This window comes from Streptomyces sp. LUP47B (assembly GCF_001746295.1).
GTDB lineage: Bacteria > Actinomycetota > Actinomycetes > Streptomycetales > Streptomycetaceae > Streptomyces.
Genome location: NZ_MJAH01000006.1, coordinates 764,248 through 784,627 on the forward strand (window position 1 = coordinate 764,248; position 20,380 = coordinate 784,627).

16 protein-coding genes and 1 riboswitch are annotated in these 20,380 nt (G+C 70.2%); of the genes, 10 read left to right on the forward strand and 6 right to left on the reverse strand.

The window, feature by feature from the left end; translation table 11 throughout:
• Position 1 precedes the first annotated feature (1 nt).
• Positions 2-1,249, reverse strand: coding sequence for a sensor histidine kinase (locus tag BFN33_RS21535; RefSeq protein ID WP_069761699.1), 1,248 nt, complete (start codon positions 1,247-1,249; stop codon positions 2-4).
• 215 nt (positions 1,250-1,464) lie between these two features.
• On the opposite strand from BFN33_RS21535, the gene BFN33_RS21540 reads away from it, so the two are divergent.
• Entirely contained in the window at positions 1,465-1,668 is a 204-nt protein-coding gene (locus tag BFN33_RS21540) for a hypothetical protein (protein WP_069761700.1), read from the forward strand.
• A gap of 11 nt (positions 1,669-1,679) precedes the next feature.
• Positions 1,680-3,368, forward strand: coding sequence for a molybdopterin-dependent oxidoreductase (locus BFN33_RS21545; RefSeq protein ID WP_256122815.1), 1,689 nt, complete (start codon positions 1,680-1,682; stop codon positions 3,366-3,368).
• A gap of 500 nt (positions 3,369-3,868) precedes the next feature.
• On the opposite strand, the gene BFN33_RS49990 is transcribed toward BFN33_RS21545, so the two are convergent.
• Positions 3,869-4,342: a GDSL-type esterase/lipase family protein gene (locus tag BFN33_RS49990; protein ID WP_370743305.1), complete on the reverse strand. Its 474-nt coding sequence runs from the start codon at positions 4,340-4,342 to the stop codon at positions 3,869-3,871.
• A 320-nt stretch (positions 4,343-4,662) separates the two neighbouring features.
• Here BFN33_RS49990 and BFN33_RS21555 point away from each other — a divergent pair, with 320 nt between their 5' ends.
• Both BFN33_RS21555 and BFN33_RS21560 read left to right on the forward strand, forming a co-directional pair.
• Positions 4,663-5,412: an IS5/IS1182 family transposase gene (locus tag BFN33_RS21555; RefSeq protein WP_069761702.1), complete on the forward strand. Its 750-nt coding sequence runs from the start codon at positions 4,663-4,665 to the stop codon at positions 5,410-5,412.
• 145 nt (positions 5,413-5,557) lie between these two features.
• Entirely contained in the window at positions 5,558-6,646 is a 1,089-nt protein-coding gene (locus BFN33_RS21560) for a citrate synthase (RefSeq protein WP_088245367.1), read from the forward strand.
• Positions 6,647-6,882: 236 nt separating this feature from the next.
• Here the strand turns inward: BFN33_RS21560 and BFN33_RS21565 are convergent, their stop codons facing one another.
• Both BFN33_RS21565 and BFN33_RS21570 read right to left on the reverse strand, forming a co-directional pair.
• Positions 6,883-7,122, reverse strand: coding sequence for a hypothetical protein (locus tag BFN33_RS21565; protein WP_069761704.1), 240 nt, complete (start codon positions 7,120-7,122; stop codon positions 6,883-6,885).
• A gap of 248 nt (positions 7,123-7,370) precedes the next feature.
• On the reverse strand, positions 7,371-7,925 hold the full coding sequence (locus BFN33_RS21570) for a DUF6082 family protein (protein WP_069761705.1): 555 nt from the start codon (positions 7,923-7,925) through the stop codon (positions 7,371-7,373).
• Between the two features lie 322 nt (positions 7,926-8,247).
• Here BFN33_RS21570 and BFN33_RS21575 point away from each other — a divergent pair, with 322 nt between their 5' ends.
• Positions 8,248-9,336 carry a GTP-binding protein gene (locus tag BFN33_RS21575; RefSeq protein ID WP_069761706.1) on the forward strand — a complete coding sequence of 363 codons (1,089 nt, stop codon included), beginning with the start codon at positions 8,248-8,250 and terminating at the stop codon, positions 9,334-9,336.
• Here BFN33_RS21575 and BFN33_RS21580 read toward each other — a convergent pair.
• A complete protein-coding gene (locus BFN33_RS21580; protein WP_069761707.1) occupies positions 9,333-11,792 on the reverse strand; it encodes a DNA topoisomerase (ATP-hydrolyzing) subunit A in 2,460 nt (819 codons plus the stop codon). The two genes, BFN33_RS21575 and BFN33_RS21580, sit on opposite strands and share 4 nt — an antisense overlap.
• 325 nt (positions 11,793-12,117) lie before the next feature.
• Between BFN33_RS21580 and BFN33_RS21585 the strand changes: the two genes are divergently transcribed.
• From BFN33_RS21585 to BFN33_RS21600, 4 genes are all read left to right on the forward strand, one after another.
• Positions 12,118-13,518, forward strand: coding sequence for a pitrilysin family protein (locus BFN33_RS21585; protein WP_079140914.1), 1,401 nt, complete (start codon positions 12,118-12,120; stop codon positions 13,516-13,518).
• Positions 13,515-14,903 carry a pitrilysin family protein gene (locus BFN33_RS21590; RefSeq protein WP_069761709.1) on the forward strand — a complete coding sequence of 463 codons (1,389 nt, stop codon included), beginning with the start codon at positions 13,515-13,517 and terminating at the stop codon, positions 14,901-14,903. Before BFN33_RS21585 ends, BFN33_RS21590 begins: the two co-directional genes overlap by 4 nt.
• 191 nt (positions 14,904-15,094) lie before the next feature.
• Positions 15,095-15,260: riboswitch (cyclic di-AMP (ydaO/yuaA leader) on the forward strand.
• 13 nt (positions 15,261-15,273) lie between these two features.
• Positions 15,274-16,026, forward strand: a complete 753-nt coding sequence (locus BFN33_RS21595) for a M23 family metallopeptidase (protein ID WP_069761710.1) — start codon at positions 15,274-15,276, stop codon at positions 16,024-16,026.
• 189 nt (positions 16,027-16,215) lie between these two features.
• Positions 16,216-16,911 carry a GntR family transcriptional regulator gene (locus BFN33_RS21600; RefSeq protein ID WP_057611288.1) on the forward strand — a complete coding sequence of 232 codons (696 nt, stop codon included), beginning with the start codon at positions 16,216-16,218 and terminating at the stop codon, positions 16,909-16,911.
• Between the two features lie 127 nt (positions 16,912-17,038).
• Here BFN33_RS21600 and BFN33_RS21605 read toward each other — a convergent pair whose 3' ends face one another.
• Positions 17,039-17,320: an HPr family phosphocarrier protein gene (locus tag BFN33_RS21605; RefSeq protein WP_069761711.1), complete on the reverse strand. Its 282-nt coding sequence runs from the start codon at positions 17,318-17,320 to the stop codon at positions 17,039-17,041.
• Between the two features lie 197 nt (positions 17,321-17,517).
• Here BFN33_RS21605 and BFN33_RS21610 point away from each other — a divergent pair, with 197 nt between their 5' ends.
• Positions 17,518-20,361 (forward strand): bifunctional GNAT family N-acetyltransferase/acetate--CoA ligase family protein, encoded by a 2,844-nt coding sequence (locus BFN33_RS21610; protein ID WP_069761712.1) that lies wholly within the window; start codon positions 17,518-17,520, stop codon positions 20,359-20,361.
• Positions 20,362-20,380: the final 19 nt, after the last annotated feature.

The following is a 20,380-nucleotide window of genomic DNA, read 5'->3' on the forward strand; positions in this document are numbered from 1 at the left end:
CTCAGTGGTCGGGTGTGGAGCTGAGATCACGCACAGGCCGTAGGCTACGCGCCGCCTGCTCGCTCTGGGGCATCGGCAGTTCTACCCGCACCGTGCTGCCCTGGCCGGGAGTCGATCGCACCGTGCAGGTTCCTCCCAGGGTGGTGGCGCGGCTGCGAATGCCGAGCAGGCCGTATCCACCTCGGATGGTGGCCGGGTCGAAGCCCTGGCCGTCATCGGTCACGTTCAGTGTCATGAGGCCGTCTTCGTGGCCCAGTTCGATCCGCACTGTTGTGGCGCCGGCGTGCTTGCCGACGTTGGCCAGGGCCTCCTGCGCGGTGCGCAGCAGGGCGATGTCGGTGCCGGTAGGTGCGCCGGACCGCTCGCCGACGATGGACACCTCGACGCGCGTACCCGTGTCGCGGGTATGCCGGGCGGCGAGCCGGTCCAGCGCATCCGCGAGGCTGCGGCCGGTCAGGTCGACCGGCGCCAGTGCGGCGATCAGCGAGCGTGCCTCCGCGAGGTTCTCGCGGGCGGTCTTTTCCAGGATGTCGAGCTGGCCGTCGGCGGCCGTCGGATCACGGGGCAGGGTCGTGCGTGCTGCCTGGGCGAGCATGAGGATGCTGGTGAAGCCCTGTGCCAGGGTGTCGTGGATCTCGGCGGCCAGGCGTTCCCGTTCGGCGTGGACGCCTGCCTCGTGGCCCGCGCGTTCCAGTGCGGCCCGTGTCCGGGTCAGTTCCTCGATCAGCGCGGCCCGCTTGCGGTTCTGCTCGCGGATGCCGGTCAGATAGGCGCCCACGAGGACCGTGACGGTCATGGGTACCAGCACGCTCACGCCGACCATCGCCAGCGTGTAGCGGCTGACTCCGACCCGCGCCACCATGGCCCAGGCGAGTTCGGCGTAGAGGATCAACAGCAGCGGTATACGTACCCGCCACCTCGCGACCATGACGAACAGCTGTGGGCAGAGCGCGAACAGCAGTGCGCCACCCATCGGGGCGATGGCGAGCAGAAGCGGGAACGCGACCGCCAGGGCGGCGAAGTAGGCCACCCCCCAACGCTCGTCGCGGTTTTCCATGGCCTGCGGTGCGACAAAGGCGTACCAGGCGACGATGACGACGAGCGTAAAGAGGGCAAGCAGGCGTTGTCCGAGCGCCACGGTGACGTCGGCCGCTATGGCGACGGCAAGGGGTATCGCGACGGCGCCGACGAGGACATGCCATCCGGCGCGGTAGCGGTATCCGAAGTCGACGGTGCTGCGTACTGCCACGCCTGCCCACCTTCGCCCGCCGAGATCCAGCCGCCAGTTTACGGGCGCCCACATCCAGGGTGCCGGGCTCGACGCCGAGGAACGTCCACGCACCGGTGGAGCCGTGCGTACGTCGATCGGTGGACAACGGAGTCCAACCAAGCGTTGTCGCCGCCGCCCCTCAGAACCGTCACGCTCGTTGTCGAGAACATCGGCTCCGCACCTGGAGGTACCCCTTGAAGAAGAACTGGTTCGTCCTCGGCCTCGGCGCACTGCTGGCCTTTATCGGCGTGGGCTGGACCTTGCAGGGACTCGACGTCATGAAGGGCTCGGCGATGAGCGGCGTGACGCTGTGGGCGGTCGTCGGGCCGATCGTGGCGATCGCCGGTCTCGTCGTGCTGGGTGTCGGATTCGCCCGGCTACGCCGGGTGGGCCGATAAGCGCCGATCAGATGTCCGGTATCGACATGGAGACTCAGAAGACAGATCGGCCGACACCGGGAAGACCGCCCAAGCAGTGGTACGGCGAGCTTGCCGGCGTTGCGGCCACCGCACTCGCCCTGGGCCTCGGTGAGCTGGTGGCAGCCGCGACGGGCGGGCCCTCAGCGCCCCTCGTAGCGGTGGGTGGCGTCGCCGTGGACGCCGCGCCGACTCCGGTCAAGGAGTTCGCCGTCGCGGTGTTTTACACGTACGACAAGCTGGCGCTGCAGGCGGGAATCGTGCTGGTGCTGGCGGTCTTCGCCGCGTTCATCGGTGTACTGGCGATGCGCCGGCTCTGGTACGGGCTGGCCGGCGTCGCTGTGTTCGGGATGATCGGCGTACTCGCGTCAGCCACCCGGCCCAGCGCCACGTGGGCGTACCCGCTGCCGACAGTGGCCGGTGCACTGGCCGCTGCGGGCCTTCTGGTGCTGCTGCGCCGCACCCTGCCGCGCCGTGCTGCGGTATCGGCGCAGGACCTGGGGGACGACATCGGCCCGGACACGGACGTGGCGGCACAGGGAACCCACGCCCCCGTGCAGGGAGCCAGTTCACCGTCGTCGAAGGCCGGCATCTCGGTGCTGGACGGCGCGGGACGGCCGCCGGGCCGACGTCGGTTTCTCGCGCTGGCGGTCGGGGCGATCGGTGCGGCCGCGGTGGCCGTACCGGGCGGACGCCGGCTCTGGGCACAGCGTGTGGCCGCGGCGCGGGCTGCAGTAGTTCTTCCGCCGCCGTCGAGCCCGGCACCGCCGCTGCCCGCCAAGGTCTCCGTCGGCGTTTCCGGAGTGGAGCCGTTCGTGACCAGGGCCGCGGACTTCTACCGGATCGACACTGCTTTGACGGTGCCGCAGATGGAACCGAAGGACTGGCGGCTGAGGATTCATGGCCGGGTGAAACGGCCGCTGACGCTGACGTACGAGCAATTGCTGGCACGGCCGATGGTGGAGCGGTACATCACGCTGGCGTGTGTGTCCAATGAGGTCGGTGGCGAGTTGGTCGGCAACGCGCGGTGGTTGGGGGTACCGATCAAGGATCTGCTGGATGAAGTCGAGCCGGATGACAGGGCGGATCAGGTGGTGAGCCGTTCCGTGGATGGCTACACCGCCGGTACGCCGACGGCGGCGTTGCGCGACGGGCGCGACGCGTTGCTGGCGGTCGGGATGAACGGGGAGCCACTGCCGGTCGAGCACGGGTTCCCGGTCCGGATGGTGGTGCCCGGGCTGTACGGATACGTATCGGCGACGAAGTGGCTGACGGAGCTGGAACTGAGTCGTTTCTCGGACTTCAGCGCCTATTGGGTACGGCGGGATTACGCGGCGCTGGCTCCGGTGAAGACCCAGTCGCGGATCGACACACCGGCCGCGGGCAAGCGTCTGAAACAGGGGCAAGTGATGGTGGCCGGGGTGGCGTGGGCGCAACATCGTGGGGTGTCCGCGGTGGAGGTCCGCGTGGATGACGGCCCGTGGCAGCAGGCACAGCTCGCGGCGGTGCCGTCGGTGGACACCTGGCGGCAGTGGAGCTGGCCGTGGCAGGCGACGCCCGGCGAGCATCGGCTGCAAGTACGCGCCACCGACAACACCGGCCAGGTGCAGACAGGACAGGTGCACGAGCCGTTGCCCGACGGGGCGACCGGCCGGCACACGATCAAGGTCACGGTTGCCTGAGCATTTCTCGCCGGGCGGGGGTTCCCGCCTGAAAGCTCGAATCTTCAAAGGGCTGCGGCCGTCGGCGCGGTGAGCGACTGGGCTGCTCACCGAACACCGAAGTGGCCCGTCGGCGGATGGTCTTGGGGTCGGACAACTGCTCGCTACCAGCATGAGTAGGAGATCCACAGCGGCTCGCGAGCCTGCCCCCAACCGCGTCGGCACAGAGCACGGGCGCAAGGTGCCACTGCCCGAGCACACCTGGCAGGAGGCTGGTTGGTGCCTCACGTTCGAGGCGATCCCGAGCTTTCCCGGCAAGCGAGGTGACCGGTCGAGCAGGACGATCGTCATCTACCCGCGATGTGGTTGGACGACGAATCGAGCCTTGTGGTCGACGCGGTCAAGAGGAAGGGAGGACAGTGCGGCGATCTCGCCGCCGGGGCCGGGGCCGGGGCCGGGCGCCCACGCAGGCAGCGGAGACGCCCGCCTGCGCGTCGCAGTCCGGCGGCCCCGGCCCTCCCTCACATACCGATCCGCGCCGCGATGACGCGGTGCCCCTGGTCGTTGGGGTGGACCGAGTCCGTCAGGTCGCCCGAACCCAGCCAGCCGGTGGTGTCGACGAAGGAGACCCGGGAGTCGCCACCGTCGACGGCCGCCTCGACCGCCGCCTGGGTCTGCGGGACGTACCGGCCGCGGAAAGTCTCCAATGCGAAGATCCACGCCTGTGGGTACGCAGCGCGGACCTTGCGCAGCAGGCTGGTGTACGCCGTCTGGAACTGCGCGGAGCTGACTCTGTGCCCCACGTCGTTAGTGCCGAGGTTGATGCCGACCGCGTTCGCCTGATAGCGGGAGAAGTCCCAGTCGGGGGTGGCCGCGTTCGGGTTGAGCTTGGTGAACTGCCGCTCCAGACCGACGCATCCGTCCCCCGCGGCGACCAGACAGGCGCCGCCCTGGGCGATCTGGGTGTGCTCGGCGCCGAGCCGTTCCCCGATCAGCCAGCCGTGTGCGTTTCAACGCGTGAAGGCCGGCAGCACTGGCGACTGATCAGCCGCCAGTGCTGCCGGTAGAGCATCGCCTGTCTGGTGGCACCGCGAACCCGAGAGGATGCGGTGCGCGACCAACTGTGGCCGCGAGGAGTTCCCTCGCGGCCACAGTGCTACCCGGTGCCGCACTACTCCGTTGATGTGAGCACCGGCTACTGAGCTGTTTCAGAGTGGCCACCGATGGGGTGACGGCGTCGAGGTCGCAACGCACGAGGCACCCGCGCCGTTGAGGGAGGTGTTCGAAGTCTCAACTCGTCAGCTCAGGTGCCTCGTTGATTCGCCATCCTGCCGTACTCGACCTCCCGCATGCGCTGGTCGAGTGGGTCACCATGCTCATCGTCACCCGCGAGGGTGACCGCCGCTGCAAGCTCCCTCCGCACCAGCGTGCGCTGGTCGCCCTGGTGTACCTGCGCAAGAACGACCCCCTGCCCCAAATCGCCGCCGCTTTCGGGATCTCTGTCGGTACCGCACACGCCTACACCACCGCGGTCATCGGCCTGCTCGCCGAGCGCGCCCCGGGACTGCTGAAGGTCTTGCGTGAGACCGACCCGGAGTACGTCCTGCTCGACGGAACCCTGGCGGAGTGCGACCGGGTCGGCGACAGCCGGGCCGACTACTCCGCCAAGCACCGCCTGCACGGAGTGAACCTGCAGCTGGTCACCGACCCGGCCGGCGCACTGCTGTGGATCTCGCCCGCACTGCCGGGCCGCACGCACGACCTGACCGCCGCCCGCACCCACCGGATCATCCGGATCTGCGAACGCCAAGGAGTCCCGGTCCTGGCCGACTGTGCCTACATCGGCGCAGGACCGTGGGTGACCACGCCACGGCGACGCCCGCCCAGAGGCGAACTGTCCCCCACGCAGCGGACCGTCAATCGAGCGCTGTCCCAGGCCCGCGCAGCGGTCGAGCGCGGCCCGGCACGACTCAAACGATGGCGGATCTTCCGCAAGGCGCGTTGCAGCCCGAATCGAATGACGTCAATCGCGGCAGCCGTTCTCACTCTGGAGCGGCAACGCTGAAAGAGCTCACTGAAGACACCAGTGCGGTCCGGTTGAGAACTGAGTGGCCTGCCGAGCGAAACGTCGATTACTAAAGTAATCCGAAATCAAATTCGACCCCGAATCGACCCCGGCGCCCCAGCTGGATCTACATCGTGGCCCTGACCTGGAGAAATATTACTGGACGAGAGTCAAGTCCTACAACCGCCAGTACTCGGCTGTCGAACTCGCGCAGACCCGCGGCTTCGAGGACGTCTGGCATCTCCTGGTCCACGGCGAACTGCCGCACGCCGGACAGGCCGTGGTCTTCCGTGCCGAGACCGCGGCACTGCGGCGGCTGCCCGACGAGGTGCGGGCGGCGCTGCCCGCGATCGCGGCGGCGAGTGGGCGGTCCGGACCGTTGGCCGGCATGCGCACCGCGTTGTCGCTCCTCGGAGCGGCGAAAGGGTTCCGGCCGGTGTACGACATCGACCCGGAGGAGCGGCGACGGGACACCCTCGTGGCCGCTGCGGCCGTGCCGACGCTGCTCACCGCGTTGCACCGGCTGAGCAACGGGCTGGAGCCGGTGGAGCCGCGTGAGGATCTCTCGTACGCGGCGAACTACCTTTACATGTTGACGGGTTCTGAGCCGGAGCCTCAGCGGGCGCGGGCGGTCGAGCAGTACTTGATCTCAACCATTGATCACGGATTCAATGCATCAACCTTCACGGCGCGAGTCATCGCGTCGACGGGAGCGGATGCGGCCGCGTGCCTCGTTGGGGCTGTAGGGGCGTTGTCCGGGCCGCTGCACGGGGGTGCGCCCAGTCGGGCGCTGGACACCCTCGACGCGATCGGCACGCCCGAGCGCATCGACTCCTGGATCCGTGAGCGGGTACTCTCCGGTGAGCGGATCATGGGCTTCGGTCACGCGATCTACCGCACGGAGGATCCGCGTTCCCGGATGCTCCGGGAGGTCGCCCAGCGGTTCGGCGGTCCCCGCGTGGACTTCGCTGTCGAGGTGGAACGCCAGGTCGAGGCGATCCTGGCGGAGCTCAAGCCGGGACGGGAGCTGCACACCAACGTCGAGTTCTACGCGGGCGTGGTCATGGAACTGTGCGGCCTGCCCCGCGAGATGTTCACGCCGACGTTCGCGGCGGCGCGGGTGGTGGGGTGGAGCGCCAACATCCTGGAGCAGGCGGCGGACTCGAAGATCATTCGACCGGTGGCGCGGTATGTGGGGCCGGGGGCGCCGGTGGCGGTGCCGCAAGCGGCCTGAGGAACGCGAAGGTCCGGCACCGGGAATGGTGCCGGACCTGGTGGGCTACCGGTCAGTGTGGGCTGCCGGTTCTACCGATGCCGTCGCGGGATCCGGGACGGCGAAGCACGACGGTGAGGCGCAGGTCGTCCTTCCGGAGCCGATCTTTGCGGTGGCGGCGCCGCGTTGGTGCCGGAGCTTCCCTGAGGGGGGACCGACAAGTGCGGTCATCTGCTCGATTTGGGCCATGACATCGCCTAGGTGTCGGGAATGTCGGCCTTGGCCCGCACGAGTGTCTCGCGCGTGATGACTACGATGCGTTCGTAGTCGGCCCGTGCCGCGTCCGCGGGAAGCTGGGAGTCCAGAGAGCCGGTCGCGTCCGTGCCGATGACGGCGAAGTTCCCGTCGGCCAACTCGAAGATGTCCGGGCACGTCGCGCCGGAGGTGCTGCCTCGTTCGCGCGGCGATGCGCCGAGGCGGCGAATGATCTGACTCACTGTTGTTTTCCCTCTGGTCTCACGAATGACGAGCAAGCGCACGGCGGTACGAGGCGAGGCGGCCCTGTGGGGTGCACGCGTCATCTGGCGACGTGGGCGGCGGTGGTGTGGGGCTGCCGTACGCGATCACGTGTGAGTCAACCCCGGCGGCTGAGTCAACCTCAGCGGCGCCTGGGACAACGGGATACTTGACCTGTTCGTTATGGGCCATGGGTGTGATTTCCACAGACGGTGGCTCGAGAGTTTTGCTATGCGCCAGGCGGCTCGCCGACCACCCACCACTCGTCTGTGTCCGAATCCTCCAGCTGCTGGAGCAGATCGTCCACCAATTTGCCCAGTTCTGCCTCGTCGGTGTCCGCAAGGCTCGCCCGCTGCTGCTGGGTGGCGTACCAGTACTCCCTGACGATCGGGTTCTGGAAGATTCCGCGGACGTGCTTGAAGAACTCCTCCTTGGACAGGTTGCCGATGCGGTAGTAGAAGAGCAGGTTCGTGTACAAGGCGTTGGCGAACAGGTACTGGCGGCGCTGCTTGGCGGACACCGGCGCCTCGTAGAGATCCAGGACCTCGGCCAACTCGGGATCGTCTATGGCCTTGCTGAGCAGTTCCCAGTGCTGGTGCTGTTGACTTGCAAGGTCGGCGTGCTGATGGGAACGGGCGACCTCTTCCAGTTGGTCCAGACGCGCATGGAGCGACCGCATCCTGTGTTGCTGCGCTGCGAGGGAGGCGACGGCACCCGCCACAGCGCCGACGCCGACCGCGGCAGCCGTGCGCAGGCCTCGCGTCCAAAAGCTCTGTGTGACCATGTCAACCCCCGATTCAAACGGCCGTCCGCCGGTCGTCGGGGTGCGGGTCGACTGATGGGGACCGGCGAGCGGTGGGCGGCGCTTGCCGTCTCCCAGGGTGCCGAGCGGCTCTGATCGGCGGGGGAGGCGGAGAGGAGGCGCACGGAGGGAAGTGAGGGTCGCACGAACCGGCGCCTTCCCCAACGTCTGCCCCGCAAGTGCTGCTAACAATCGTTCACTTCGCGGTGATTCTTCCGGCTCGTATCCTGGTCCGGCATTCAAACCCCGTACGTGCGCCGGGCCCGCGATCCGGCGCACGCGGCAGCGCGAAAGAGGTCGCACGTTGAGTCAGCCGAGCGGGAGCCACCGGCAGGTCCCGGTCGTCGTCCTTGCCGGATTCCTGGGTTCCGGCAAGACCACCCTCCTCAATCATCTCCTCCACCGCAGCGGCGGCAGCCGTATCGGAGCCATCGTCAACGACTTCGGTGCCATCGAGATCGACGCCATGGCCGTAGCCGGCGCGCTCGGCGACTCCACCGTCTCCCTCGGGAACGGCTGCCTGTGCTGCGCCGTCGACGTCAGCGAGCTCGACAGCTATCTCGCGCGGCTCGCCCATCCCGACACCGGCATCGACGTCATCGTCATCGAGGCCAGCGGGCTCGCCGAGCCGCAGGAACTCGTCCGCATGGTGCTCGCCAGCGAACAACCCGGAATCGTCTACGGCGGTCTCGTCGAGGTCGTCGACGCCGCCGAGTTCGACGACACCCGCGCCCGGCATCCCGAGATCGACCGGCATCTCGCCCTCGCCGACCTCGTCGTCGTCAACAAGCTCGACCGGGTGGCCGACGCCGAACACGTCCTCGCTCTGGTGCAGCGGCTCATCGACCGCGCGGCTGTCGTTACCGCCACCTACGGTCGCATCGACCCAGAGTTCCTCTTCGACTGCCGGCCCGCCGAGGAGCGCATCGGACAGCTCTCCTTCGACGACCTGCATGACGACCATGGCCACGGTGACGATCACGCCGGACATCTGCACTCCGGCTACGACAGCCTCTCCTTCGCCTCCGAGGAACCCCTTGACCCCCGCCGGCTGATGACGTTCCTCGACAGCCGCCCCGAGGGCCTCTACCGGATCAAGGGGTACGTCGACTTCGGGCCGTACGACGTCCGCAACCGTTACGCCGTCCATGCCGTGGGGCGCTTCCTGCGCTTCTACCCGGAGGCCTGGGCGCCGGGTGACGCCCGCCTCTCCCAGCTCGTCCTCATCGGCTCCGGCATCGACGCTCCCGCCCTCGGCAAGGAGCTGGAGGCGTGCAAGGCGGACAAGGGCACTCCACACGCAGACGGGAACGCCCCGCACGCCGACGAGGCCGGCATGTGGGGCGTCCTTCGCTACGTACAGGATCCCGACGAGCAGGACCCCGGCTTCTAGACCGGTCCCGCCACCACCGACACCGTCTTCGCCAGCGACACGCCCGAGCCGTCCCGGCGCGGGTCCATCTCCGGGAGGTCCGCCGGTGTGCCGTTCTTCTGCGCGGCGCGGGCCGGGACGGCGCCCGCCCAGGCCAGGGACAGGCAGTCCTCGCCCTTCAGGAACCGCTGGCAGCGCACACCGCCCGTGGCGCGGCCCTTGCGCGGGTACTGGTCGAACGGAGTCAGCTTGGCCGTCGTCTGGACCGAGTCGTCGAGCGTGCCGCGCGAGCCCGCGACCGTGAAGACGACCGCGTCCACCGCCGGATCCACCGCGGTGAAGGAGATGACCTTCGCGCCCTCGGTGAGCTTGATGCCCGCCATACCGCCCGCCGGGCGGCCCTGCGGACGGACCTGCGAGGCCTGATAGCGCAGGAGCTGGGCGTCGTCGGTGATGAACACGAGGTCCTCCTCGCCGGTGCGCAGTTCGATGCCGCCGACGATCCGGTCGCCCTCCTTGAGCGTGATGACCTCCAACTCGCCCTTGTTGGACGGGTAGTCGGGGACCACGCGCTTGACGACGCCCTGTTCGGTGCCGAGCGCCAGACCGGGGGAGGACTCGTCGAGCGTGGTCAGGCAGACCAGCGTCTCGTCGCCCTCCAGGGAGAGGAACTCCGACAGCGGGGCCCCGCCCGCGAGGTTGGGGGCCGCGGCGGTGTCCGGCAGCTGCGGAAGGTCGATGACGTTCAGCCGCAGCAGGCGGCCGGAGGAGGTGACCGCGCCGATCTCGCCGCGCGCGGTGGCCGGTACCGCCGAGACGATCACGTCGTGCTTGCTGCGCCTGGCGTCGGCGTCCTGCGGGAACGGCTCGCCGTTCGACGTACGGGCCAGCAGACCCGTCGAGGACAGCAGTACCCGGCACGGGTCGTCAGCCACCTGAAGCGGCACGGCGGTCACGGGGGCCGTCGCTCCGGCCTCCAGCAGGACCGTACGCCGCTCGGTGCCGTACTTCTTGGCGACCGCGGCCAGTTCGGCGGAGACCAGCTTGCGCAGTTCGGCGTCCGAATCCAGGATCCGGGTCAGCTCCGCGATCTCGGCGTTGAGCCGTTCCTGCTCCGACTCCAGCTCGATGCGGTCGAACCGGGTCAGGCGTCGCAGGGGCGTGTCCAGGATGTACTGCGTCTGGATCTCGCTCAGCGAGAAGCGCTCGATCAGGCGCTCCTTGGCCTGCGCGGAGTTGTCGCTGGAGCGGATGATGCGGATGACCTCGTCGATGTCGACCAGGGCGGTGAGCAGGCCCTCGACCAGGTGCAGCCGGTCGCGCCGCTTGGTGCGCCGGAACTCGCTGCGGCGGCGCACCACTTCGAAGCGGTGGTCGAGATAGACCTCGAGGAGCTCCTTGAGGCCCAGGGTGAGGGGCTGACCGTCCACCAGCGCGACATTGTTGACGCCGAAGGACTCCTCCATCGGCGTCAGCTTGTAGAGCTGCTCCAGAACCGCCTCCGGCACGAAGCCGTTCTTGATCTCGATGACCAGACGCAGGCCGTGCGCGCGGTCGGTGAGGTCCTTGACGTCGGCGATGCCCTGGAGCTTCTTCGAGCCGACCAGGTCCTTGATCTTGGCGATCACCTTCTCCGGGCCGACCGTGAAGGGCAGCTCGGTGACGACGAGGCCCTTGCGGCGGGCCGTCACCGTCTCGACGGCGACCGTCGCGCGGATCTTGAAGGTGCCGCGGCCCGTCTCGTAGGCGTCCCGGATGCCCGAGAGCCCGACGATCCGGCCGCCGGTGGGCAGATCGGGGCCCGGGACGTGCCGCATCAGGGCGTCCAGGTCCGCGTTCGGGTAGCGGATCAGGTGGCGGGCGGCCGCGATGACCTCGGCGAGGTTGTGCGGCGCCATGTTGGTGGCCATGCCGACCGCGATGCCAGAGGAGCCGTTCACCAGCAGGTTCGGGAAGGCGGCGGGCAGCGCGCCCGGCTCCTGCTCCTGGCCGTCGTAGTTGGGCGCGAAGTCGACCGTGTCCTCGTCGATGGACTCCGTCATCAGGCTCGCGGCCTCGGCGGCGCGGCACTCGGTGTACCGCATGGCGGCCGGCGGGTCGTCATTGCCCAGCGAACCGAAGTTGCCGTGGCCGTCGACCAGCGGGACGCTCATCGAGAAGGGCTGGGCCATGCGCACCAGGGCGTCGTAGATCGACGCGTCGCCGTGCGGGTGCAACTTACCCATGACCTCGCCGACCACGCGGGCACACTTCACATAGCCGCGGTCGGGGCGCAGGCCCATCTCGTTCATCTGGTAGACGATGCGCCGGTGCACCGGCTTGAGGCCGTCGCGGGCGTCCGGGAGCGCGCGGGAGTAGATGACCGAGTACGCGTACTCGAGGTACGAGCCCTTCATCTCGTCCACGACGTCGATGTCGAGGATCCGCTCCTCGTACGAGTCGTCGGGCGGCGGGGTCTTCGTGCTGCGGCGGGCCATCGCTGCCGGCTCCTCTTTTCTGGTCGCTCGCCTACGGGTCGCTCACGGCCCTTTGGCTCACTCTTGCTGAAGCGTGAACGGGATCTGACGCGGACCATTGTGGACCGCGGCACTGACAGTCCGGGCCGGGACCCGGCTGGGGCGCCCGGCCCGGTGCCGGCACAGCGCCTCCCTCACGATTGCCCGCAGGCTACGCGATCCGCTGTGGGCGTACGCGCTCCGGGAACTTCGCCGAGGGTCCGCACGCTTGCATACAGTGGCAGGACCGGCAGGACAACCGCGGTTTTCCACGACCGCGACCGCGATCGAAGGGACGTACATGCCCATGGGTCACACGGCCACAGACCAGGCAGGCACCGGGGGCCTGACAGCGACGGAGCACCGCCTGGCCAACGGCCTGCGCGTGGTGCTCTCCGAGGACCACCTGACCCCGGTCGCGGCGGTGTGCCTCTGGTACGACGTCGGCTCACGCCATGAGGTCAAGGGACGTACCGGTCTGGCTCACCTTTTCGAGCACTTGATGTTCCAGGGCTCGAAGCAGGTGCAGGGCAACGGGCACTTCGAGCTCGTCCAGGGCGCGGGCGGCTCGCTCAACGGCACCACCAGCTTCGAGCGGACCAACTACTTCGAGACCATGCCCACCCACCAGCTGGAGCTCGCCCTCTGGCTGGAGGCCGACCGCATGGGCTCCCTGCTCGCCGCCCTCGACGACGAGTCCATGGAGAACCAGCGGGACGTCGTCAAGAACGAGCGACGCCAGCGCTACGACAACGTCCCGTACGGCACGGCCTTCGAGAAGCTCACCGCCCTCGCCTACCCGGAGGGCCACCCCTACCACCACACCCCGATCGGCTCGATGGCCGACCTGGACGCGGCCACGCTGGAGGACGCGCGCGCGTTCTTCCGCACGTACTACGCGCCGGGCAACGCCGTTCTGTCGGTCGTCGGCGACATCGACCCGGAGCAGACGCTCGCCTGGATCGAGAAGTACTTCGGCTCCATCAAGTCGCACGACGGCAAGCCCGCGCCCCGCGACGGTTCCCTGCCCGAGACGATCGGCGAGCAGCTGCGCGAGGTCGTCGAGGAAGAGGTCCCGGCACGCGCCCTGATGGCGGCCTACCGGCTTCCGCACGACGGCACGCGCGCGTGCGACGCGGCCGACCTCGCCCTCACCGTCCTGGGCGGCGGCGAGTCGTCCCGCCTGTACAACCGGCTCGTACGGCGCGACCGTACGGCCGTCGCGGCCGGCTTCGGCCTGCTGCGCCTGGCCGGTGCGCCCTCCCTCGGCTGGCTCGACGTGAAGACCTCCGGCGACGTCGAGGTGCCGGTCATCGAGGCCGCCATCGACGAGGAGCTCGCCCGGTTCGCCGAGGAGGGCCCCACTGCCGAGGAAATGGAACGCGCCCAGGCCCAGTTGGAACGCGAGTGGCTGGACCGGCTCGGCACGGTCGCGGGCCGCGCCGACGAACTGTGCCGCTTCGCCGTTCTGTTCGGCGACCCGCAGCTCGCCCTGACCGCCGTACAGCGCGTCCTGGAGGTGAGCGCCGAGGAGGTGCAGGAGGTCGCCAAGGCCAAGCTGCGCCCCGACAACCGCGCGGTGCTCGTCTACGAGCCCACCGCCCCGGCCGAGATCGCCCAGAGCGCCGAGGACGCCGAGGGTGCCGAAGACCCGGAGTCCGCGGCCACCGTGGAAGCCACCGACGAGAACGAGGAGGCGGCCAAGTGACCGAGCTCGCCGCGATGGAGTTCCACCCGCAGCCGCAGGCGGGCGAGCCCAAGGTCTGGGCCTTCCCCGCCCCCGAGCGCGGGACGCTCGACAACGGCCTCACCCTCCTGCGCTGCCACCGCCCCGGCCAGCAGGTCGTCGCCGTCGAGGTGCTCCTGGACGCACCCCTGGACGCCGAGCCGGCGGGCCTGGACGGCGTCGCCACGATCATGGCGCGCGCCTTCTCCGAGGGCACCGACAAGCACTCCGCCGAGGAGTTCGCCGCAGAGCTGGAGCGCTGCGGCGCCACGCTCGACGCGCACGCCGACCACCCGGGCGTCCGCCTCAGCCTCGAAGTGCCCGCCTCCCGCCTCGCCAAGGCGCTCGGTCTGCTGGCCGACGCGCTCAGGGCGCCAGCGTTCGCGGACAGCGAGATCGAGCGGCTCGTCCGCAACCGCCTGGACGAGATCCCGCACGAGCTGGCCAACCCGTCCCGCCGCGCCGCCAAGGAGCTCTCCAGGGAGCTGTTCCCGGCCGACTCGCGCATGTCGCGCCCGCGCCAGGGCACCGAGGAGACGGTCGAGAACATCGACTCCGCGGCCGTGCGCGGCTTCTACGAGAAGCACGTGCGCCCCGCCACCGCGACCGCCGTGGTGGTCGGTGACCTCACTGGCATCGACCTGGACGCCCTGCTCGGCGACACCCTCGGTTCCTGGACCGGCTCCACGGGCCGACCGCGGCCGGTACCGCCGGTGACCGCCGACGACACCGGCCGGGTCGTCATCGTGGACCGCCCCGGCGCCGTCCAGACACAGCTGCTGATCGGCCGTATCGGCGCCGACCGGCACGCACGCGTGTGGCCCGCGCAGGTGCTCGGCACGTACTGCCTCGGCGGCACCCTCACCTCCCGCCTGGACCGCGTCCTGCGCGAGGAGAAGGGCTACACCTACGGTGTGCGCTCGTTCGGGCAGGTCCTCCGGTCCGCTCCGGACGGTTCGGGCGCCTCGATGCTCGCCATCAGCGGCTCCGTCGACACCCCGAACACCGGTCCCGCCCTGGACGACCTGTGGAAGGTGCTGCGCACGCTCGCCGAAGGCGGCCTCACCGACGCCGAGCGCGATGTCGCCGTCCAGAACCTCGTCGGTGTGGCGCCGCTCAAGTACGAGACCGCGGCGGCCGTGGCGAGCACGCTGGCCGACCAGGTCGAGCAGCACCTGCCGGACGACTACCAGGCGACCCTGTACCAGCAGCTCGCCGCGACCGGCACCGTCGAGGCCACCGCGGCCGTGGTGAACGCCTTCCCGGTGGACCGGCTGGTGACGGTCCTGGTCGGCGACGCCGCCGCCATCAAGGAGCCCGTGGAGGCCCTCGGCATCGGCGAAGTCAAGGTCGTGACGGCCGAGTAGAGGAATCCGACCTCAGGGGCCCTGGTGACGCAAGCGTCACCAGGGCCCCTGGATGTCCGAATTGGGCAGGAGGTTGCCTGTCTGCCCTGTGGGATGCGCTACAAAAGCCGTCATCGGTTTGGGGATTGAAAGTGGCCCCGCTTAGCGTCCTCTGGGCTGTCCGTCAGGCACTGCGCCGCGTCCGCGGCACCGGGCAGCCATCGCCGAGTCCCCGCATGGCGCGAGCCAGGGGAGCCGGGGACCCAACCACAAGTCCCTGGGGTGAATCGGACGCCCGCGCGCACCGCGAGGGGGTCCGTAGGAGACCTTCCTGCTCCGAACCCGTCAGCTAACCCGGTAGGCGAGAAGGAAGGAAAGGACCAGCCACCACATGGCGTTCACCTGCGCCACCGGGAAGCACCGTCGTCCCAGCCGCATGAAGCGCACCACCGCCCGCGCGGCGGGCGTCGCGGCCCTCGCCACCACCGGCGTCATCGGCACCCTCGCCGCCCCGGCCCTCGCCGCCGACAACTCCGTCGAGCAGACCGGTCTCATGCCCGTCGTCAGCGTCGGCGACTCCCTCGCCGACCAGCTCGACGCCCAGGCCGAGGCCCAGGCGCAGGCCGCCGCGCAGAAGAAGGCGGCGGCTGAGGCCAAGCGCAAGGCCGAGGCGCGCGCCAAGGAGATACGCGAGGCCAAGGAGCGCGCCGCCCGCGAGGCCGAGCGCAAGCGCCTCAACCGCTTCGTCGCCCCGATCTCCGGCTCCTACGTGTCCACCGGCTACAAGACCGGCGGCTCCCTGTGGTCGTCCGGCAGCCACACCGGTATCGACTTCCACGCCGCGAGCGGCACCTCCGTGCACGCGGTCGGCCGCGGCACCGTCGTGGAGACCGGCTGGGGCGGGTCGTACGGCAACGAGATCGTGATCAGGATGGCCGACGGCACGTACACCCAGTACGGCCACCTGTCGTCCATCGGCGTCTCGGTCGGCCAGTCGGTCACCCCGGGCCAGCAGATCGGACTGTCCGGCGCGACCGGCAACGTCACCGGGCCGCACCTGCACTTCGAGGCGCGCACCACCGCCGAGTACGGCTCGGACATCGACCCCGTCGCCTACCTGCGCTCGCACGGCGTGAACGTCTGACGACCCACCGCGCGATCTCCGCGAGGCCCCGGCTCTCCCGAGCCGGGGTTTCGTCGTTTCCGCGGCCCCGTTGTCCAAAAAATATCCTCGGATTCCGGTCCGCCGTCGGAAATTCCCGTTCATTGCAATAGAGTCACTGAACACACGTCAATCGGCGACGTTTCACGGGGATTAAGATGGAGGTCGGACATGCGTATTCCGGCGCACTCGGTATGCACGGCGATCCGGGACGACATCGTCGCCGGTGTCTACGAGCGCGGCAGCCGGCTCACCGAGGAACTGCTCGCCCGCCGCTACGGCGTCTCCCGTGTCCCGGTCCGGGAGGCCCTGCGCACGCTGGAGGCCGAGGGCTTCGTGGTGACGCGCCGGCACGCGGGCGCGTGCGTGGCCGAACCGACCGAGCAGGAGGGCGCCGACGTCCTGGAGATGCGGATGCTCCTCGAGCCGCTCGGCGCCTCGCGGGCCGCCCAGCGCCGCACCGAGGCCCATCTGAAGGTGCTGCGCGGCCTGGTCAGGCTGGGCCAGGAGCGGGCCAGGCGGGGCAACAGCGAGGATCTGCGCTCTCTGGGGGGCTGGTTCCACGAGACGCTCGCCCAGGCCTCCGGCAGCCCCGCGCTGACCTCGATGCTGACCCAGCTGCGGCACAAGATCGCCTGGATGTACGTCGTGGACGCGCCGGCCAACCCCGCGGAGTCCTGGGCCGAACACGGCGCGATCGTGGACGCGGTGGCGCGCGGGGACGGCGAGCGCGCGCGGGCGATCACGGCACTGCACACCGAGCGCTCGGGCGCCGTGCACCGGCTGCGGTTCGCCTCCGGGCAGGACCGCACGGACCGTGTGAGGACCTCGCAACATCCTGTAAACGTGACAGGTCTGCGGCATTAACACGGGCGCCGTATACAAAGAGAGGCTAATTCGAGGGGGAGTATTTCTGCTGCCCGTAAAAGGGAAATGCGAAGGGCCCGCCCGGTAATTCGGACGAGCCCCTCGATGCTTTTTAAGGCACCTTCCCTCAGACGGTCTCGGGAAGCTCCTCGAGCCCCTCGGCGACCAGCTTCGCGAGGCGGTCGAGGGCCGCGTCCGCGCCCTCGGCGTCGGAGGCGAGGACGACCTCCTCGCCGCCCTGCGCCCCCAGGCCGAGAACGGCCAGCATGGAGGCCGCGTTGACGGGGTTGCCGTCGGCCTTGGCGATCGTCACCGGGATACCTGCGGCCGTGGTGGCCCGGACGAAGATGGAAGCGGGGCGGGCGTGAAGGCCCTCGGCCCAGCCGACGTTGACGCGGCGCTCAGCCATGTGATGCTGCCCTTCGGTGTTCAGGGTTGTCTAGACCAGTTTCCCACACGTGAAGCGCCTCCGGACAGGACCCGAAGTCCCTCCGGGGGCAGTGGTCGGACCGCGGCCTCGGCCCGACGTGCGTCCTTGTGCGTTCTCGCGCGTTCTCCACAGACTGCCTCGCGCCGTTGTCGTACGCGAGCCGTACTCTGGGGCCCATGCAGAGCGCGTCGGACCGGCACGAGTATCCCGCCCACTGGGAGGCCGACGTGGTGCTGCGCGACGGCGGCACCGCGCGCATCAGGCCCATCACCGTCGACGACGCCGATCGCCTGGTCAGCTTCTACGAGCAGGTCTCGGACGAGTCGAAGTACTACCGCTTCTTCGCGCCCTACCCTCGCCTGTCCGCCAAGGACGTCCACCGCTTCACGCACCACGACTTTGTGGACCGGGTGGGGCTCGCCGCCACGGTCGGCGGCGAGTTCATCGCCACCGTACGCTACGACCGCATCGGCACCGACGGCATGCCCGCCGCCGCCCCTGCCGACGAGGCCGAGGTAGCCTTCCTGGTCCAGGACGCCCACCAGGGACGCGGCGTGGCCTCCGCCCTCCTCGAACACATCGGGGCGGTCGCGCGCGAGCGCGGCATCCGGCGCTTCGCCGCCGAGGTGCTGCCCGCCAACGTCAAGATGATCAAAGTGTTCACCGACGCCGGGTACACCCAGAAGCGCAGCTTCGAGGACGGCGTCGTACGCCTGGAGTTCGACCTGGAGCCCACCGACCGCTCGCTCGCCGTGCAGTACGCGCGCGAGCAGCGCGCGGAGTCGCGGTCCGTGCAGCGGCTGCTCACCCCCGGTTCGGTCGCCGTCGTCGGTGTCGGCCGCACCCCCGGCGGGGTGGGCCGCAGCGTGCTCGGCAACATCCGGGACTACGGGTTCAACGGCCGCCTGTACGCCGTGAACAAGGCGTTCCCCGACGAGCAGAAGGAACTCGACGGCATCCCCGCGCACCGCTCGGTGCGCGACATCGACGGCCCCGTCGACCTCGCGGTCGTCGCCGTGCCGGCCGAGCACGTCCACGAGGTCGTCGCCGAGTGCGGGGCACACGGCGTGCAGGGACTCGTCGTGCTCTCCGCCGGGTACGCCGAAAGCGGCCCCGACGGACGCGAGCGCCAGCGGGAACTCGTGCGGCACGCGCGCGCGTACGGCATGCGGATCATCGGCCCGAACGCCTTCGGGATCATCAACACCTCCCCCCAGGTCCGGCTGAACGCCTCGCTGGCCCCCGAGACACCCCGCCCCGGCCGGATCGGCCTGTTCGCCCAGTCCGGCGCCATCGGCATCGCCCTGCTCTCCCGGCTGCACCGCCGCGGCGCCGGCGTCACCGGCGTGACCGGCGTCTCCACCTTCGTCTCCGCCGGCAACCGCGCGGACGTCTCCGGCAACGACGTCCTGCAGTACTGGTACGACGACCCGGACACCGACGTCGTCCTCATGTACCTGGAGTCCATCGGCAACCCCCGCAAGTTCACCCGCCTCGCCAGGCGTACGGCGGCCGCCAAGCCCCTGGTCGTGGTGCAGGGCGCGGGCACCGCCCCGCAGGGCCACGCCGTTCGCGCGACGCGACTGCCGCACGCCACGGTCTCGGCGCTGCTGCGGCAGGCCGGCGTGATCCGGGTCGACACCATCACCGAACTGGTGGACACCGGCCTGCTGCTCGCCCGCCAGCCGCTGCCCACCGGCCCCGACGTCGCGATCCTCGGCAACTCCGAGTCGCTCGGCCTGCTCACCTACGACGCGTGCGTGGCCGAAGGTCTCCGGCCGTCGACCCCGCTGGACCTCACCACGGCAGCCGCGCCGGAGGACTTCCACGCGGCCCTCGCGCGCGCGTTGGCCGACGACTCGTGCGACGCGGTGATCGTGACCGCCATCCCGACGGTCGGCGAGGGATCGGCAGGCGACGCCGCGCTCGCCGAGGCGCTCAGGTCCGCGGCGGAGCAGGTCCCCGGCAAGCCGGTCCTCGTGGTCCACGTCGAGCTCGGCGGCCTCGCGGAGGCCCTGTCCGCGGCGACCAGCACCGCGCCGCAGGCCGCCGCGGGTCCGCCGGCGATCCGCCCCGACCACCCGTTCCGCGCCCTGGACCGGCTGCGCGCCACTCCGGCCCCCGCGGAACAGCCCGCCCCCGGGAACAGCGACCGCCTCATCCCCGCCTACCCCGCCGCCGAGCGCGCGGTGCGGGCCCTGGCCGACGCCGTGCAGTACGCCCAGTGGCGCCGGGAGGCCGCCGAACCCGGCAAGGTGCCCGAGTCCATCGACGCGGCCATCGACGAGAAGGGCGCCGCCGCCCTGATCGACGGCCTGCTCACGCGCGGGCAGGGCCTCACCCTCGGCAGCGAGGAGACCTGCGAGCTGCTCGCCATGTACGGCATCCAGGTCCACCGCGCCCTGCCCGCCACCACCGCCGACGCGGCCGTCCGGGCCGCCGCCGCCCTCGGCTACCCGGTCGCCCTCAAGGCCACCGCCCCGCACCTGCGTCACCGCGCCGACCTCGGCGGCGTACGCCTCGATCTCGCCGACGAGGAGCAGCTGCGGCGGGCGTACGCCGAGCTGACCGAGTTGTTCGGCACCCCCGACGAACTGCGGCCCGTGGTGCAGGGGATGGCCCCGCGCGGGGTGGACACCGTGATCCGGGCCGTCATCGACCCCGCCGCCGGCGCCGTGCTGTCCTTCGGGCTCGCCGGGGCCGCCTCGCAGCTGCTCGGCGACACCGCGCACCGGCTGGTTCCGGTCACCGACCGGGAGGCGGCGACCCTCGTCCGCTCGATCCGGACCGCACCGCTCCTCTTCGGCTGGCGGGGTTCCACCCCGGTGGACACACCGGCGCTGGAGGAACTCCTGCTGCGGGTGTCCCGGCTGGTCGACGACCATCCCGAGGTCGTCGCGGTCACCCTGGAGCCGGTCGTCGTCGCCCCGCGCGGTCTGAGCGTGCTCGGCGCCTCCGTGCGGCTCGCGCCGCCGCCCGCCCGCGACGACCTCGGCCCGCGGACACTTCCCGCGTACTGAGCAGCGGCGAGCGGTGCCT

What these genes read in the sequence shown, in the direction of transcription:
- BFN33_RS21545 (WP_256122815.1), top strand. Translation starts at nt 1,680, where the DNA reads ATGTCCGGTATCGACATGGAGACTCAGAAGACAGATCGGCCGACACCG.
- BFN33_RS21570 (WP_069761705.1), bottom strand. Translation starts at nt 7,925, where the DNA reads ATGGTCACACAGAGCTTTTGGACGCGAGGCCTGCGCACGGCTGCCGCG.
- BFN33_RS21580 (WP_069761707.1), bottom strand. Translation starts at nt 11,792, where the DNA reads ATGGCCCGCCGCAGCACGAAGACCCCGCCGCCCGACGACTCGTACGAG.
- BFN33_RS21585 (WP_079140914.1), top strand. Translation starts at nt 12,118, where the DNA reads ATGGGTCACACGGCCACAGACCAGGCAGGCACCGGGGGCCTGACAGCG.
- BFN33_RS21595 (WP_069761710.1), top strand. Translation starts at nt 15,274, where the DNA reads ATGGCGTTCACCTGCGCCACCGGGAAGCACCGTCGTCCCAGCCGCATG.
- BFN33_RS21600 (WP_057611288.1), top strand. Translation starts at nt 16,216, where the DNA reads ATGCGTATTCCGGCGCACTCGGTATGCACGGCGATCCGGGACGACATC.
- BFN33_RS21605 (WP_069761711.1), bottom strand. Translation starts at nt 17,320, where the DNA reads ATGGCTGAGCGCCGCGTCAACGTCGGCTGGGCCGAGGGCCTTCACGCC.
- BFN33_RS21610 (WP_069761712.1), top strand. Translation starts at nt 17,518, where the DNA reads ATGCAGAGCGCGTCGGACCGGCACGAGTATCCCGCCCACTGGGAGGCC.